Raw genomic sequence first — 15,986 nt, 5'->3', positions numbered from 1 at the left:
GCGCTAATTTATCTTGTTGCTTTGTGCCGTTCGGAACGCCCTGAAGTCAGCGGCGGCGATCGATGGCGTGAAAGGCTGGTCGATCGCCACTGAACGCGCGGTCAGGCGGCCAGGTCGTATGGCTTGATCTCGCCGTTCAGATAAAGGTTGCGCGCCTTGGCGCGGCTGAGCTTGCCCGAGCTGGTGCGCGGCAGCGTGCGCGGCGGGATCAGTTCGACGACGCAGTTCATACCGGTCACCGAGCGCACGCGATCGCGGATCTCGTCCCGCAGGCGAACGCGCTCGGCCTCGTCGGAGCTGCGGCACTGCACCAGCACCGCCGGGGTCTCCTCGCCGCCGGGGGCGGTGATCGCGAAGGCGGCGATGTCGCCGGCCTTGAAACCGGGCAGCTGCTCGACGGCCCACTCGATGTCCTGCGGCCAGTGATTGCGGCCGTTGATGATGATCATGTCCTTGGCGCGGCCGACGATGAAGATGTAGCCGTCCGACATATAGCCCATGTCGCCGGTATCCAGCCAGCCGTCGACCAGACAGGCGTCCGTCGAGGCCTGATCGCGGAAATAGCCGACCATGACGCTGGGGCCGCGGCACCACACCTTCCCGATCGCGCCGTCGGGCAGCGGGGTGCCGTCCTCTTCGCGCACCTGGATCTCCATGTCGCGCACCGCCTTGCCGCAGTTCACGATCGCTCGGTAGCGCTGCGGGCGATCCTCGCCATGATGCGCGCCCGACAGTTCGGTCTCCTCGACGAGCTCGACGCGGATGCCCTCGCCCGGCGGCATCAGCGATACCGCCAACGTCGCCTCGGCAAGGCCGTAGCTGGGCAGGAAGGCGGTCGCCTGGAAGCCGGCATCGGCGAAGGCGTCGACGAACGCCTGCATCACGTCCGGGCGGATCATGTCGGCGCCATTGCCGGCAACCCGCCAGCGCGACAGGTCGAAGCGATCCGACGCCTTGGTCTGGCTGGAGATGCGGCGTGCGCAGATGTCGTAGCCGAAGGTCGGCGAATAGCTGAGCGACGTGCCGGCATTGCGGCTGATGAGATCGAGCCACGACAGCGGCCGGCGCGCGAAATCCTCGGTCTTGAGGTAATCGGTCGACACCTGGTTGGCGAGCGGCGACAGGAAGCAGCCGACCAGCCCCATGTCGTGATACCATGGCAGCCACGAGATGCACCGGTCGGTCTCGGCGATCTGCATGCCGTGCGCGTGCGCCGCGAGGTTGCTCAGCAGCGCACGGTGCGTCACGACCACGCCGTGCGGGAAGCGGGTCGAGCCGCTGGAATATTGCAGGTAGCAGACGTCGTCGCCGTTCGCGGAAGGCAACACGGCGTCAGGCGCCGGGCGCGTCGCGAACTCGGCCCAGTCGATGCCGTTCACGCCCGCTGCCTCGGCCGCCGCACCAGCCATCTGCCCCAGCTCGGCGGGATAGATCAGCAGCTTCGGATCGCAGCTTGCGAGCTGGACGCGCAACTGGTCGATGTACGATTCGCGCCCGCCGAACGAGGTCGGCAGCGGCAACGGTACCGGCCAGGCACCCGCCAGCACCGTGCCGAAGAACAGCGCCGCGAATTCGGCGCTCGTCTCCGCAACCAGCGCGATCCGGTCGCCGGGCACGACGTCGGCAGCGATCAGGCGGCGGGCGGCGTCCTGCGCATCGTCGCGCAGTTGCGCGAAGGGATAGCCGCGCACCAACGTGCCGCGGGCATCGTGGAAGTTCAGCCCGCGCACGCCGGATGCGGCATAATCGAGCGCTTCGCCCAGCGTCGCGAAATCGGAGAAACGGCGCGGCAGCCGGTCTTCCGTCGGCGTGGCCGTCGGGGCAACCGGCGCGGTGTCGGTCGTCGGGGCGAGGTCGATGGTCATCCTGTGTTCCTGTCGCACCTGTAACGTGGGCGCAATGGTTGATCGGCAAAAAGGGGCGGTTTGCCGGCCAGTGTTAAAATTCCACCCTCAAACTCCATGGTCACTGTGGCACAATCAAGGCGTGACCCGGACCCTGACTGACCGCCCGACCGATCGCCGCCGCGCGCCGCCACCCCTCGATGCCGCTGCGCTCGACCGGCTGGCGCTGCGCTACGTCGAGCGGTTCGCCACGTCGCGCGGCAAGCTGACCCAGTATCTGGCGCGCAAGATCCGCGAGCGTGGATGGGACGGCCCGGCGGTCGATCCCGCATCGGTGGCGCAACGGATGGCCGAGGCCGGCTATGTCGACGATCGCAGCTTCGCCGAGCAGAAGGGCGCGGCGCTGGCACGGCGCGGGTATGGCGCGCGGCGCATCGCCGAAACGCTGCGCGCCGCCGGGCTGGATGCGGAGGATCGCGCGCCAGTGGTCGAGGAAGCGCGCGCCGCCGCGCTGGAGGGCGCGCTGCGGCTGGCAAGGCGCAAGCGGATCGGTCCGTTCGCCGCCGCCCGGCCGGACCCCCGCGAGCGAGAGCGGCAGCTGGGCGCGCTGCTACGCGCCGGGCACGACAGCGCCACCGCGCGCCGCGTGGTGGACAGTGCGCCCGGGGAAATCCCCGAACCCGAATAGTAGGTCGTAGTAGATCGCAGCTTGCTTTCGTTCATGGTGCAGTGCACCGATGTGGATCAGGGCTGTAGAGGGGCAGGACGCGACGTGCAGGACGGGCCGGCCGCACCGATCGACGGCGGGGTGATCCGCACTGGCGAAAGCCAGGCTGCGAGCGTGGGCGAGATGCCGACGGTCGAGCTGTCGGGCGTGCTCAAATGGTTCGATGCGACGCGCGGCTTCGGCTTCGTCGTCGCCGACGACACCGCAATGGGCGACGTACTGCTCCATTTCACCGTCCTGCAGGCCTATGGCCGCCGCACCCTGCCGGAGGGAACCCGCATCGAGGGCCGCGCCACGCAGGGGCCGCGTGGCTGGCAGGCGGTGTCGATCACGGCGCTGGACCTCGCAACCGTCGTGGAGACGGTGCGCGACCGCGATCGTGCGCGGCTGGACCCCGAACTGGTGCCCGACGAGGCCGCCGCGCAGGCGGAGTGGGAGGACGTCAGCGTCAAATGGTTCAACCGCATCAAGGGATATGGATTCCTGGTCGCGCTGGCGCGGCCCGGCGATATCTTCGTGCATATGGAGACGCTGCGCCGCGCCGGGCTTGCCGACGTCGAGCCGGAGCAGCGGCTGCGCGCGCGCGTGGTGCAGGGACGCAAGGGGCCGCTGGCGGTTGGCGTCACCGCACCGGAGTGATCGCTCCAGGTGGAGCGGGGCGTCGCGATCACGCCTTCGTAACCCAGCGCATCGCATCGGGCATTGAACGCGCGGGCGCACGCGGGTAAGCGAGGCGCCACGATGGGCATCAACCTCAACCCCTTCACCTGGTGGAACGGCGCAAGCTGGGGCACGATCTTCTACGGCCTGCGCGGCAAGCGGCAGGTGGGCGAGGATTCGCTGGGCAACACCTATTGGGAAGGCGGCAGCGACACCGCCGGCAACCCGCGGCGCTGGGTGATCTACACCGGCGCCAACGATACCAGCCGCGTGCCCTCCGAATGGTTCAGCTGGCTCCACCATCAGGTGGACGGCGTGCCTACCGAGGTGCTGCCCGCACCGCGGCGTTGGGAAAAGCCGCCCGTACCGAACATGACGGGCACCGCCTTTGCGCATCGCCCGCAAGGCGCGCTGGAGAACGGCGGCAACCGTGCCGCCGCGACCGGTGATTACGAGGCGTGGAGCCCCGACGCGTGAAGCGTCCGCTCGCGATCGGCGGGCTGGTTCTGGTGGCGGTGGCCGGAGTGACCTGGGCGGGGTTGAGCCTGCGCCCGACCTACCCTGTACCTGCCTCCGACGCCCCGATCGTGAGCAAGCCGGTGCCGGACAGCGCCGGCACGCTGCCCCCGCCCGCCGCGGACGAAGTGCGTCCCGACGGGCAGGATGCGCCGGTCGACGCCGGTACGACGCCGATGGCGCAGCGTGTCGCGGTGCTGGGGCTGCTCAACAAGCGCAACGGCGTCAGCCGCGACATCACGTTGAAGCCGGGGCAGGCGGGGCGGATCGGCGACGTGATCGTCCGGCTGCGCGCGTGCGAGAAGACCGCGCCGTGGGAACCCGAGCAACTGACCGGCGCGTTCGTGCAGATGGAGGTGCGCCGCGCCGACACCGGATGGCGGCGGGTGTTCTCGGGCTGGATCTACAAGGAGCGACCGGCGCTGAACGTCGTGATCGACCCGGTCTACGACGTGTGGACCAAAAGCTGCACGATGGCCTTCCCCGAAACCGCTCCGTCGGCACCGGCGGCGGCGTCGAGCGCGAAGAAGTCGCCTGCGCCGGCCGCTACGTCGACGGCGCCCGAAGACGCGGCGGCGGACGAGCCGATCGAGGAAAGCGCGGCGCCCAGCAACGCCATGTAATCGGCGCGGTCGATTTCCTGCGCGCCCAGCGAGGCGAGGTGCGCGGTCATGAACTGGCAGTCGAGCAGGGTGAAGCCGCCGGCCTTCAGCCGTGCGACGAGCGCGGCGATCGCGACCTTCGACGCGTTGGGCGCGCGGCTGACCATGCTTTCCCCGAAGAAGGCGCGGCCGAGTGCGAGACCGTAAAGCCCGCCGACCAGCTGCTCGCCGTCCCAGCACTCCACCGAATGTGCGTGGCCGAGGGCATGGAGGCGGACGAACGCCTGCTCGATGGCGGGGTTTATCCAGGTGTCGGGGCGGTCGTCGGCGGATTCGGCGCACAAGGCGATGATCTGCGCGAAGGCACGATCGACGGTGACGCGAAAGCGATCGGCCGCGATCACGCGGCGCAGCGATCGCGCAAGATGGAAGCCGTCCAGCGGCAGGATCGCGCGGCGGCGCGGCTCGACCCAGTAGATGCTGTCGGCGCCGCGGCTATCGGCCATCGGAAAGACGCCGACGGAATAGGCACCCAGCAGCAGCGCGGGGTCGAGCGGGTCGGGGGCGACGGTCAAGTCCGGCGCTGCTCGATCGTTCGCCATAGCTGCGCGAATGCTGCGGCGGCGGGGCTGCGCGGTTGCGCGGCGCCGGTCGGCAGCCGCTGCGCCGTGGCGTTTTCGACCGCGCTCGCCATCGGGATCACCGGCCAGTCGGGATGACGGTCGATCGCCTCGGCATGAAGCGCGCGGCGACGATCGACCATCATGTGGACCGGGAGCATCGGCACCTGTCCGCCGAACTCCCGGTCGAGCGTGGCGAACGCCTGTTGCGAAAAGGCGGAGGGGACGACCGGGACCACGAGCAGGTCGGCGGCGCGTACGACCTGGTCGGCTGTCTCGGTCAGGCCCGGAGGACAATCGAGCACGACGGTATCATGGTCGCCAAGCTGCGACACCAGCTTGCGCAGCCGGCGCTTCTTGTCGAGTTCGCGCAGCTGGTGGTTGAGATCGCGCAGCGACGCGTCGGCGGGGAGCAGGTCGAGCCGGTCGAATGCGGTGGCCCGGATCAGCCTGGTGGGCGCAACGTCGCGCGCGAACAAGGCGCCGGCACGGTCGTGCGCCTTGCCATCGCCGAGCAGCCATGTGGCGGAGGCCTGTGGATCGAGATCCCACAGCAACGTACGGCGTGCGGAAAGGGTCGCGGCACACCAGGCGAGATTGATCGCCAGCGTGGTCTTACCCACGCCTCCCTTCATGCTGTAGATCGCCACCGTTGTCATGCGCGTGACGCTACGGTCCGGTGGCAGGCGGGGCAAGATGGATGATGCAGGTTGCAGCGGCGCGAGTCGCGCCGGCTGGCAGCATTGGGTCATTGCGCGCGGCATCGGCCTGCACGCGACGTCGTCCGGGGCGGCGAGGTCCGCGCCCCGGACACCGGATCAGGAGTGGCAGACCAGTTCGGGCTTGCCGGGACGGGTCAGCTTGATCTCGCTGGTGGTGCCGGTCATCTTCCAGCCGCCTTCGGCGGTCAGCGGATCGCCGGCCTTCTCGGTCGTCAGCGTCGTCGCGGCGCCGCCCTTTTCGGTGCGCACCACCACCTGCTTGTCACCATCGAAGAAGGTGACGTAGGCCAGGCTCTGGTCCTTGCAGCGCATGGTCTTGTCGGCCTTGATCGCCGGCGGCAGTTCGACCGGCGCGGCGTTGGCGAGCGTGGACGCCATCGGATCGGGATTGCTGTCCAGCACCTGCGGCGTGGACGGTTCGGAATTGCAAGCCGACAGCGCCAGCAGGGCGGCGGCCACCGAAAGGGGGAGAAGCTTCTGCATAATGCGCGGGGGCTTCGCCGATGCGCTTTACTCCGTCAAGTCCCGGATTGTTGCGCCGCGTCAATCCGGCGCATCATTCGTGGAATTCGTCCATGTCCGGGATGCGACCGAACGCGATCTTCGTACCGACGCGGTCGAGCCGCCCGCCGTGCGAAGCGCCGACCGACACCGCATGTCGCCCGAATCGCTCGTTAATCCGGTCCATGGCGCGACTGAGCGCCAGCCCGCGGGTCTCGCGCGCCAGCGGATCGTCGGCGGGCAGATGCGCGAAGAGCGAGTGCTGCTCGCCGACGACCGGCTCGATCTCGGCAAGCGTCACGCCGATCATCCGGCAGCCGCTGCGATGCACCGTTTCCTGGGCGCGCAGCCGGGGCAACAACGTATCGAGGATCGACAGCACTGCGAAACTGTCCTGCGTTGCGGGCAGCTTGGCGGAGGTACGCCAGACGCTCTTGTCATCCTCGAACCGCGCATGGAGCACCAGCAACCGCGCGCGATACTCCTTGCGGCGCAGGCGGCTGGTCGCTTTCAACGCCAGGCGGCGCGCCGTCAGGCGGACCGCGCCATAGCCGCGCTTGCCTGGCGACAGGACGTGGCTGTGCCCGATCGCGCGGCTTTGCGTCGGCTTGTCGTCCAGGTCGACGCCGTGCAGCAGATACCATAGCCGGTCGCCGCCGGTACCGCCCCAGGCGTGCCCCGCATCGCGCGGGCGACGTGCGAGCAGTTGTGCGATATCGTTCACCCCGTCGCGCGCCAGCCGCCGCTCCATCTTCGCGCCGATCCCGCTGATGTCGCGCAACGATAGCCGGTAGAGCGCGTGCGGCAGATCGGCGGCCTCGAACACGATGAGCCCGTCCGGTTTCTGCAGGTCCGAGGCGAGCTTGGCGAGCAGGCGGTTCGGGGCGATGCCGACGGAGGAGGTGAGGCAAGCGCCGACCTTCTCGCGGATGGCACGCTTGATTCGCCGCGCGAGCGCCTCGGCATGGTCGCGGGCATTTTCGTTATCGAGCAGGCGGCATGCGACTTCGTCGATCGAGCAGACCTTCGTAACGGGGATATGGCGCTCGATCTCGGCGACGATCGCGTGGTGGAATTCGACGTAGCGTTCGTGGCGCGCAGGCGTGACGACCAGTTCGCGGCAGCGCTGCTTCGCCTCCCAGACCGGCGTACCGGTGGAGATGCCGTAGCGTTTCGCCTCGACCGAGGCGGCGATCGCCACTGTGGTGTCCGTGCCGACCGGGGCGACGATGACCGGCCGACCGCGCAGCGCGGGCTGCAACTGCTGCTCGACGCTGGCGAAATAGCTGTTCAGATCGAGGAACAGCCAGCGCAGCGGTCGGGGCGGCAGATCGTGCATTGGCGACTCGGATGTGAAACGAACCGGGAACATGGCAGATGTTCGCGGCGATAGCTATCGCGGGCAAGCCGCGGTCGGGCAGGGGATAGTTTCATTCGCTTGCGGATGACCTGCGGCGCCCGCATCTACGCGGTATGCATACCTTACCCGACACGCTGGCCCTGATCGGCAACACGCCACTCGTCCGACTGGCAGCGCCGAGCGAGGCCACCGGCTGTGACATCTTCGGCAAGTGCGAGTTCACCAATCCGGGCGCCAGCGTGAAGGACCGCGCCGCCCTGTTCATCGTTGCCGACGCCGAGGAGCGCGGCGTGCTGAAGCCCGGCGGGACGATCGTGGAAGGAACCGCCGGCAATACCGGAATCGGGCTGGCGCTGGTCGCGAATGCCAAGGGCTACCGCACGATCATCGTGATGCCGGACACGCAGTCGAAGGAAAAGATGGACACGCTCCGCGCGCTGGGCGCGGAGCTGGTGACGGTGCCGGCGGCGCCCTATTCCTCGCCGTGCCATTTCGTCCATACCTCACGGCGGATCGCGGAGGAGACGCCCGGCGCGGTGTGGGCGAACCAGTTCGACAATATCGCCAATCGCCGCGCGCATATCGTCGGCACCGCCGAGGAGATCTGGGCACAGATGGACGGGCGGATCGACGGCTTTACCTGCGCGGTCGGTACCGGCGGAACGTTGGCGGGCGTCGGGCTGGGGCTGAAGGCGCACGATCCGGACGTCTGCATCGCGCTCAGCGATCCGCACGGTGCCGCGCTCTACGAATATTACGCGTGCGGGGAACTGCGCGCGGAGGGCTCGTCGGTGGCCGAGGGGATCGGGCAGGGGCGGATCACCGCCAATCTGGAGGGTGCGCCGGTCGATGCGCAATTTCGCATCCCCGATCAGGAAGGCCTGGACTGGACCGACCGGCTGCTGCGCGAAGAGGGACTGTGCCTCGGGCTGTCGTCCGGCATCAACGTCGCGGGCGCGGTGCGGCTGGCCAGGAAGCTGGGTCCGGGCAAGCGGATCGCGACGATCCTGTGCGACACGGGCTTCCGCTACCTGTCGACGCTGTACGATCCGGCGTGGTTGGCGGCGAAAGGACTGGAACGGCGCGCGGCGTTAACGAATTGATCGACAGTCGTACGACGATCGGTTAGAATTGCACGACCGATGAAGTTGCCACGTAAAGACAAGGTCGCTGTCGAACGACAGCAGGCAGAGCAGACGCGCCAGCGCGTGCGCGTCGGGATGATCGGATTGGCTGCGGTCGTGCTGCTGATCGGGTTGGCGAGCGCGATCTTCTCTTCGGTTAACCAGCAGCAGCCGGTGAACGTCGCAGGCGCGGCACAGCCGGAACTGGTCGCCAACATGAGTGCCCCTGCGTCCGGGCCGGGCGCGACGCCGAGCAACGAGCCGCTGGCGGAAATGGGCGTGACCCCCGGCGCGGCGCCGACGCCGGCCGCGCCGGTCGATCCGCAGCCCGAGGCGCAACCGGCTCCGGCTCCATCGGGCGGCGCGCTCTGATGCTTCCGCCGCGGGGTGCTTCCGCGGCGCCGCGCACGCGTCCGCTCCCGTCCGCTGCATGGCGGGGAGAATCGGGGACAATGCACCACCATCTGGAAAATCCGGGGTCGGGCTGGGCGATTCGGCTGCCGTACGGTGCGCCGATCGCGCGCTGCGCGCAGGCGCCACCGCGGATTCCCGCCGGATTCGAGGCGCAATCGGGCTGATCCCCGGTTTTCCCCGAATTTCCCTTTCTCTCCCCATTTAACCCTGTTACGTAATGCCTACGACATTGGGGGCAGGACCACTGTTGTTTGCTGGCAGCAACGTCGGCGTGCGGTGAAGGCCGTTCGCCGGGCAGGAGGTTCGTGCGCTCCGGGTGTGAGGTGGGCGTGGTCGACAGGGTGGATTATCAGGGAAAGGGTCTTGGTCTTGTCGATGACAAGGGCCGGGTCGCGATTCCCAACACCCTTCGCGCAACGCTCGCGAAGAACGCGCCGCGCGAGGACGGCAAGGACGGTGGCACCGTCATTATCGCTCCGCATCCCGAACATCGCTGCCTGATCGCCTACGATCCCGGTTTCGTGCCGTTCTGGAAGGCGAAACTGGAGGCGCTGGACGCCGCGCAATTCGCGAGCAGCGGGCGCACCGACTACAACATCCTCGATCGCGCCGGCGGCGCCGAGCCGTTGCCGTTCGACGGATCGGGCCGCTTCATCATGCCGACCTTCGAGCGCCGCTATGCGCGGATCGCGGGCGCGGCGGTCTTCCTTGGCGCATTCAACTGGATCACGATCTGGGCACCGAACGTCCTGATCGAGACGCCGGGGATCGACCCGTTCCTCAAGGAATATGTCGAGTTCACCTGCGAAGACAAAGGGATCGCCCTGTCATGAACAGTGCGGCGCCCCACATCCCCGTCCTGCTGGCCGAAGTCGTCGCCGCGCTTGCCCCCGCCCCCGGCGAGCGCCACGTCGACGCAACCTTCGGCGCGGGCGGCTACACGCGCGCGATCCTCGCCACCGGCGCGGTGGTGATCGCGTTCGACCGCGATCCGGATGCGATCGCCAGCGGCCGCGGACTGGAAAAGGAAGCTGCGCTCACCCTGGTATCCGCGACCTTCTCGGCGATGACGGCCGAACTGGAGGCACTGGATGCGGTGCCGGTAGACGGCGTGACGATGGACATCGGCGTGTCGTCGATGCAGCTCGACCAGGCGGCGCGCGGCTTTTCGTTCCAGTCGGACGGCCCGCTGGACATGCGGATGAGCCAGGACGGCCTGTCCGCCGCCGACTTTCTGAACGAAGCCGACGAAGAAGCGATCGCCGACGTCCTCTATCGCTACGGCGAGGAGCCGAAGTCGCGGCGGATCGCCCGCGCGGTGGTCGCGGCGCGCCCGCTGGAAACGACCGCGCAGTTCGCGAACGTCGTGCGCAAGGCGCTCGGTCATCGGCCGCACGACAAGAAGGACCCCGCGACGCGCGCCTTTCAGGCGGTGCGGATCCACGTCAACGGCGAGCTGGACGAGCTGGAGCGCGGGCTGGAAGCGGCCGAGCGCGTGCTGGCGCCGGGCGGGCGGCTCGCGATCGTCACCTTCCACTCGCTGGAGGACCGGATCGTGAAACGCTTCCTGCGCGATCGTTCGGGCAGTGCGCCCGGCGGCTCGCGCCACATGCCGGTCAGCGCGCCGACGCGCGCGCCGACCTTCGAGATCACTGCCCGTGCGATCCGCGCGGGCGAAGCGGAGCTGGCCGCGAACCCGCGCGCCCGCTCCGCCACACTTCGCACCGCCCGGCGTACCGGGGCGGCACCTTGGCGTTTGGAGGCGTAACGATGGCGGCGATTTACCGACTGAAGGGGCTGGGATGGCTGTCCGGCTGCGCGATCGTGGCGATCGGCTTCTACCTCGTGTCGTCGCAGGTCGCTGCGGAGCGCAAGCGGCTGGAGCAGGTCGACCGCCGCATCGCGAGCGCCGAGCGCGACATCCGCGCGCTGGAAACGGAGTTCGACGTGCGCGCAAACCTGGCGCAGCTGGAACGCTGGAACGGCAATACCCTGGCGTTGACCGTGCCGACCTCGCAGCAATTCGTGCCGAACGAGCGCGCGCTCGCCGCGCTTTCGCCGGTGCAGGGCATGCCGGTGCCGGGTCGTGACGTGCAAGTGCAGACCGCGCAGTTGATCGTGCCATCCGCGCCGGTTGTCGCCGCGCCCGTCGCGCTCCCCGCCGTGGCGACCGCCAGCGCCGCGCGTGCGCCCGCGACGGTCGTGAAGGTCGCCGCGGTGCAGGTCGCGGCCGCTTCGATGCCGGTCACCGTCACCAAGGTGGCGGTACGCGCAGTTGGCGCGCCGGTGAAGGCCGCCAAGGTCGCGATGCTCGACCGTGGGTTGCTGAGCGACAACACGCTCGGCGACCTGCTTAGCGGCGCACGTGCCGAGCGGAGCCGCCTGCGGTGACGACGCTGGTCGCCCGACCTCTACGCGCCGGTCGATCGGGCGACCAGCGCCAGCAACTGCTGGCGACGCAACACCTGCGGCTGATGATCCTGCTGCTGCTGTTCGCCGCGGCGGTGTTCATCGTGATCGGCCGGCTGGCGATGCTGGGCGTACTGGAGGGCGGGGAGCGCGGCACCGCTGCGGTGCTGACCGCGCCGCGCGGCGATATCGTCGATCGCAACGGCGCGCCGCTGGCACGCACGATCGACGCCTGGACGATCGGCGTGCATCCCAAGAAGCTGCTCGGTGATCCGTCACGGACCGCGCAGAAGCTAGCCGACCTGATGCCCGACAAGGGCGACCAGGCGTGGTTCTACGCGCAGATCACGAAGCCGGTGAGCTTCACCTACCTCAATCGTCGCGCCAGTCCCGCCCTGGTGGAGGCGGTGAACGCGATCGGCGAACCGGGGATCGTCTTCGAGCGCGAGACGCAGCGCCTCTACCCGCAATCGACGATGGCCGCGCATGTGCTGGGCTTCATCAGCGGCGGGCACGGGATGAGCGGGATCGAGCGTGCGCTGGACGAGCGACTGACCAACCCGGCGACGATCGGCCAGCCGGTGACGCTCTCGATCGACACGCGCGTGCAGGCGGCGATGGAGAGCGAGCTGAGCCGCGCGATGACCACCTTCTCCGCGCGCGCTGGCGGCGGCATCGTGCTCGACGCCGCGACCGGCGAAGTGGTGGCGATGGTGTCGCTGCCGACGTTCAACCCCAACCGGGTCGGCATGTCGGGCAGCGAGCAGCTGCGCAACATCACGACGCAGAGCGTGTTCGAGCTGGGATCGACCTTCAAGCCGATCACGATGGCCGCCGCGATGGATACCGGGGTGGTCACCTCGTTCCAGCGCCGCTTCGATGCGACGCATCCGTTGCAGGTCGGCCGCTTCACGATCCATGACGAACGCGGCGATCCGAAGCGGTGGCTGAACATGGCCGAGACGCTGATCTATTCGTCGAACATCGCCACCGCGCGCGTCGCCGACGAGGTCGGGCCGCAGCGGATGCAGGCGATGTTCCGCAAACTCGGCTTCGACACCCGCCCCGATATCGAAGTGCGCGAGAAGGGGCGTCCGCTGTGGCCGACGTTCTGGGCGCGCACCACGACGATGACCACCGCGTACGGGCACGGCATCGCGGTGACGCCGCTGCACCTGGCCAACGCCTATGCCGCGCTGGTCAACGGCGGCACGTGGCGACCGGCGACGCTGCTGAAGGTGCAGCCGGGCCATGCGCCCGCCGGGCGGCGTGTCATCAGCGAGGCGACGAGTGCGCGGATGCGCCAGATGCTGCGGCTGATCGTGATGCGCGGCACCGGGCGCAAGGGCGATGCGCCGGGTTACCGCGTCGGTGGCAAGACCGGCACCGCCGAGGCGGCGGTGGCGGGCGGGTACGACCGGTCGCGCAACGTCGCCACGTTCGCGGCGGCTTTCCCGATGGATGCGCCACGCTATGTCGTGGTGGCGATGCTCGACTCGCCCCTCGGCACCAAGGAAACCGGTGGGTGGAAGACCGCCGCGTGGAACGTCGCCCCGGTGGTCGGGCGCACAATCGCACGGGTCGGCGCGATCCTGGGCGTGGTGCCGGACGACAATCGCGATATCGACGTGTCGGATATCGTGCCGACCTTGTGGGACGATCCCGATCGTCGTCCCAAGGGCGGTGGCCAATGAGGCGGGCGGCATGAGGCTTTCGCAACTGGTCGACGGCGGCGGCGAGGTGGCGGTCACCGGGTTCGCCATCGACCATCGCAAGGTGGCGCCCGGCACGATCTTCGGCGCGTTCGAGGGTGCGCGGGTGAACGGCGAGGATTACATCCCGGCGGCGGTCGAGGCCGGGGCGATCGCGGTGGTCGCCCGGCCCGAGGCGCGCGTCGAGGGCGCGCTGCATATCCGCGACTATAATCCGCGCGAGGCGTTCGCACGGCTGGCGGCGCGGTTCTTCGCGCCGTTCCCGCCGACCGCCGTGGCGGTGACCGGCACCAACGGCAAGACCTCGACCGTCGAGATGACGCGGCAGCTGTGGCGGATGGCGGGGCAGCACGCCGCGTCGATCGGGACACTGGGTGTCGCCACTGCCGACGAGCGGGTCGTGACCGGACTGACCACGCCGGACGTGGTGACGTTCCTGTCGAACGTCGCCGGGCTGGCGCGCGAGGGCGTGACGCACCTGGCGTTCGAGGCGTCGAGTCACGGGTTGAGCCAATATCGCACCGAGGGACTGCCGGTGCGCGCGGCGGCGTTCACCAATCTCAGCCGCGACCATCTCGATTATCACGGCGACATGGCAGCGTATTTCACTGCCAAGCTGCGACTGTTCGCGCAGGTGCTGGCGGACGACGGCACCGCGGTGGTGTGGGTCGACGATGCGAATTCGGAACGCGTGATCGACCTCGCGCGCGAGCGCGGTAACCGCGTCTTTTCGGTCGGCGAGCACGGCGACGACCTGCGGCTGGTGGCGCGCGCGCCGACGCTGCTGGGGCAGGGAATGACGATCCATGCCGAGGGGCGCGATCATCACGTCACGCTGCCGCTGATCGGTGGATATCAGGCCGCCAATGCGCTGATCGCGGCCGGGCTGGTGATCGCGACCGGCGGAGATGTCGCGCAGACGATCGCTGGGCTGGCACGGTTGCAGCCGGTACGCGGGCGGCTGGAGCGGGCGGCGATCACCGCCGGCGGAGCGCCGGTCTATGTCGACTATGCGCACACCCCCGACGCCGTCGAGGCCGCATGCGCGGCGCTGCGCCCGCATGTCGAGGGACGGCTGATCCTGGTGCTGGGCGCCGGCGGCGACCGCGATCCCGGGAAGCGCACCCCGATGGGGAAGGTGGCGAACGAAGCTGCTGACATCGTGATCGTCACCGACGACAATCCGCGCAGCGAGGACCCCGCCGCGATCCGCCATGCGGTGCTGGAGGGCGCACCGGGCGCACGCGAGATCGGCGATCGCCGTTCCGCGATTGCGGCAGCGGTTACCGAGGCGCGGAGCGGCGACATCGTGCTGATCGCGGGCAAGGGGCACGAACAGGGGCAGATCGTCGGCGACCTGGTGCTGCCGTTCGACGACGTCGCCGTCGCGCGCGAGGTGGCGGCATGACGCTGTGGACCGCCGCCGAGATCGCCGCGGCGACCGGCGGGACGGCGACGGCAGACTTTAGCGTCGACGGGGTCGCCTTCGATTCGCGTGAGGTCGGCGAGCGCGACCTGTTCGTGGCACTGACCGGCGAGCATACCGACGGCCACCGCTTCCTCGATCAGGCCTTCGCGCAAGGGGCGGGCGGGGCGATCGTGTCGCAGCCGTGCGCGCAGCCGGCGGTGCAGGTCCGCGATACGTTCGCTGCGCTGGAGGATCTGGCGCGCGCCGCGCGGGCGCGGGTGTCCGGGAAGGTGATCGGCGTGACCGGTTCGGTCGGGAAAACCTCGACCAAAGAGGCGCTGTTCGCCGCGCTGGACCGCGCGCCGGGCACGCGTGCACACCGCTCGGTCAAGAGCTACAACAATCACACCGGCGTCCCGCTCAGCCTGGCACGGATGCCGGCCGACAGCGATTATGCGGTGCTGGAAATGGGGATGAACCACCCCGGCGAGCTTGCGCATCTCACCACGCTGGTGCGCCCGCACGTCGCGCTGGTGACCGCGATCGCGCCGGCGCATACCGAATTCTTCCCCGACGAGGCCGCGATCGCCGATGCGAAGGGCGAGATCTTCCGCGGACTTGAACCGGGCGGTACTGCGATCATTCCCTACGAAAGCCCGCATCGCGACCGGCTGATCGAGGCCGCCAAGCCCTATGCCGGCCGGATCGTCACGTTCGGGCTGGATCGCATGGCCGACGTCGGCGCGGGCGAGGCGATGGTGCTGCGCGGCGGCGCCAGCTTCGTCAACGCGCAGGTCGGCGGGCGCGAGCTGAACTTTACGATCGCGCAGCCGGGGCGGCACTGGGTGTCGAACGCGCTGGCGGTGCTGGCGGTGGCGGATGCGGTCGGTGCCGATCTGGCGCTGGTCGGGCTGGCACTGGGCGAGCTGGGCGGGCTCCCGGGCCGCGGCGCGCGGCTGGACGTCGCGGCCGGCGACGGGGCCGCGGTGGTGATCGACGAGAGCTACAATGCCAATCCGGCGTCGATGCGTGCGACCTTGGCGGTGCTGGCGCGCGAGCCCGGGCGGCACGTCGCGGTGTTGGGCGAGATGCGCGAACTTGGCGACGGCTCGGCGGATTTTCATGCCGGGCTCGCCGATGACGTCGTCGCGGCACGCGTCGAAACGGCCGTGCTGGTCGGTCAGGCGATGGCGCCGCTGGCCGAAGCGCTTGAGGGCCGGATCGAATTCGTCCATGTGCCGGATGCCGGCCAGGCGCTCGATCGATTGCGGGCGCTGATCCGCCCCGGCGACGCGGTGCTCGTGAAGGGCTCGAACGGCGTCGGCCTGTCGCGGCTGGTGAGCGGCCTTGCGAACGGGATGACTTGA

The 15,986-nt window shown here is 69.3% G+C and carries 16 protein-coding genes and 1 pseudogene; 12 read left to right on the top strand and 5 right to left on the bottom strand.

The annotated features are described in order from the left end of the window. Positions 1-101 precede the first annotated feature (101 nt). The gene (locus tag SPHPHY_RS0115455) at positions 102-1,865 is read right to left on the bottom strand and encodes a fatty acyl-AMP ligase (protein WP_022687595.1); all 1,764 of its coding nucleotides are present in this window, start codon (positions 1,863-1,865) and stop codon (positions 102-104) included. A 121-nt stretch (positions 1,866-1,986) separates the two neighbouring features. Between SPHPHY_RS0115455 and SPHPHY_RS0115450 the strand changes: the two genes are divergently transcribed. The 4 genes and pseudogenes from SPHPHY_RS0115450 to SPHPHY_RS21500 form a co-directional block, all read left to right on the top strand. Then, positions 1,987-2,532, top strand: coding sequence for a regulatory protein RecX (locus SPHPHY_RS0115450; RefSeq protein WP_022687594.1), 546 nt, complete (start codon positions 1,987-1,989; stop codon positions 2,530-2,532). Between the two features lie 21 nt (positions 2,533-2,553). Continuing rightward, a complete protein-coding gene (locus SPHPHY_RS0115445; RefSeq protein ID WP_231370433.1) occupies positions 2,554-3,210 on the top strand; it encodes a cold shock domain-containing protein in 657 nt (218 codons plus the stop codon). A gap of 102 nt (positions 3,211-3,312) precedes the next feature. Continuing rightward, positions 3,313-3,708, top strand: coding sequence for an NADH:ubiquinone oxidoreductase subunit NDUFA12 (locus SPHPHY_RS0115440; RefSeq protein WP_022687592.1), 396 nt, complete (start codon positions 3,313-3,315; stop codon positions 3,706-3,708). A 215-nt stretch (positions 3,709-3,923) separates the two neighbouring features. Next, positions 3,924-4,157 (top strand): annotated as a pseudogene (locus SPHPHY_RS21500) (DUF2155 domain-containing protein); the annotation flags it as partial. A gap of 35 nt (positions 4,158-4,192) precedes the next feature. Here the strand turns inward: SPHPHY_RS21500 and aat are convergent. The 4 genes from aat to SPHPHY_RS0115415 form a co-directional block, all read right to left on the bottom strand. Continuing rightward, entirely contained in the window at positions 4,193-4,951 is a 759-nt protein-coding gene (gene aat, locus SPHPHY_RS0115430) for a leucyl/phenylalanyl-tRNA--protein transferase (RefSeq protein ID WP_051148328.1), read from the bottom strand. After that, positions 4,921-5,628 (bottom strand): ParA family protein, encoded by a 708-nt coding sequence (locus SPHPHY_RS0115425; RefSeq protein ID WP_022687589.1) that lies wholly within the window; start codon positions 5,626-5,628, stop codon positions 4,921-4,923. The genes aat and SPHPHY_RS0115425 overlap by 31 nt, the downstream gene beginning before the upstream one ends. Before the next feature lie 159 nt (positions 5,629-5,787). Beyond that, a complete protein-coding gene (locus SPHPHY_RS0115420) occupies positions 5,788-6,174 on the bottom strand; it encodes a hypothetical protein (protein WP_022687588.1) in 387 nt (128 codons plus the stop codon). Between the two features lie 73 nt (positions 6,175-6,247). Next, on the bottom strand, positions 6,248-7,531 hold the full coding sequence (locus SPHPHY_RS0115415; protein WP_022687587.1) for a type VI secretion protein ImpB: 1,284 nt from the start codon (positions 7,529-7,531) through the stop codon (positions 6,248-6,250). A 134-nt stretch (positions 7,532-7,665) separates the two neighbouring features. Between SPHPHY_RS0115415 and SPHPHY_RS0115410 the strand changes: the two genes are divergently transcribed. The 8 genes from SPHPHY_RS0115410 (at position 7,666) to SPHPHY_RS0115370 (ending at position 15,986) form a co-directional block, all read left to right on the top strand. Beyond that, positions 7,666-8,655 (top strand): cysteine synthase A, encoded by a 990-nt coding sequence (locus SPHPHY_RS0115410; protein ID WP_022687586.1) that lies wholly within the window; start codon positions 7,666-7,668, stop codon positions 8,653-8,655. A gap of 39 nt (positions 8,656-8,694) precedes the next feature. After that, positions 8,695-9,048 carry a hypothetical protein gene (locus SPHPHY_RS22330; RefSeq protein ID WP_022687585.1) on the top strand — a complete coding sequence of 118 codons (354 nt, stop codon included), beginning with the start codon at positions 8,695-8,697 and terminating at the stop codon, positions 9,046-9,048. Positions 9,049-9,419: 371 nt separating this feature from the next. Further along, on the top strand, positions 9,420-9,923 hold the full coding sequence (locus SPHPHY_RS0115395) for a division/cell wall cluster transcriptional repressor MraZ (protein WP_028056987.1): 504 nt from the start codon (positions 9,420-9,422) through the stop codon (positions 9,921-9,923). After that, positions 9,920-10,858, top strand: coding sequence for a 16S rRNA (cytosine(1402)-N(4))-methyltransferase RsmH (gene rsmH / locus SPHPHY_RS0115390; protein ID WP_022687582.1), 939 nt, complete (start codon positions 9,920-9,922; stop codon positions 10,856-10,858). Before SPHPHY_RS0115395 ends, rsmH begins: the two co-directional genes overlap by 4 nt. Before the next feature lie 2 nt (positions 10,859-10,860). Beyond that, positions 10,861-11,481, top strand: a complete 621-nt coding sequence (locus SPHPHY_RS0115385) for a hypothetical protein (protein WP_022687581.1) — start codon at positions 10,861-10,863, stop codon at positions 11,479-11,481. After that, positions 11,478-13,193, top strand: coding sequence for a peptidoglycan D,D-transpeptidase FtsI family protein (locus SPHPHY_RS0115380; protein ID WP_022687580.1), 1,716 nt, complete (start codon positions 11,478-11,480; stop codon positions 13,191-13,193). The genes SPHPHY_RS0115385 and SPHPHY_RS0115380 overlap by 4 nt, the downstream gene beginning before the upstream one ends. Positions 13,194-13,203: 10 nt before the next feature. Beyond that, the gene (locus SPHPHY_RS0115375; RefSeq protein WP_028056986.1) at positions 13,204-14,619 is read left to right on the top strand and encodes a UDP-N-acetylmuramoyl-L-alanyl-D-glutamate--2,6-diaminopimelate ligase; all 1,416 of its coding nucleotides are present in this window, start codon (positions 13,204-13,206) and stop codon (positions 14,617-14,619) included. Then, positions 14,616-15,986: a UDP-N-acetylmuramoyl-tripeptide--D-alanyl-D-alanine ligase gene (locus SPHPHY_RS0115370; RefSeq protein ID WP_022687578.1), complete on the top strand. Its 1,371-nt coding sequence runs from the start codon at positions 14,616-14,618 to the stop codon at positions 15,984-15,986. Before SPHPHY_RS0115375 ends, SPHPHY_RS0115370 begins: the two co-directional genes overlap by 4 nt.

The organism is Sphingomonas phyllosphaerae 5.2 (assembly GCF_000419605.1).
Lineage (GTDB): Bacteria > Pseudomonadota > Alphaproteobacteria > Sphingomonadales > Sphingomonadaceae > Sphingomonas > Sphingomonas phyllosphaerae_B.
This window is presented reverse-complemented; position numbering and strand designations above follow the sequence as displayed.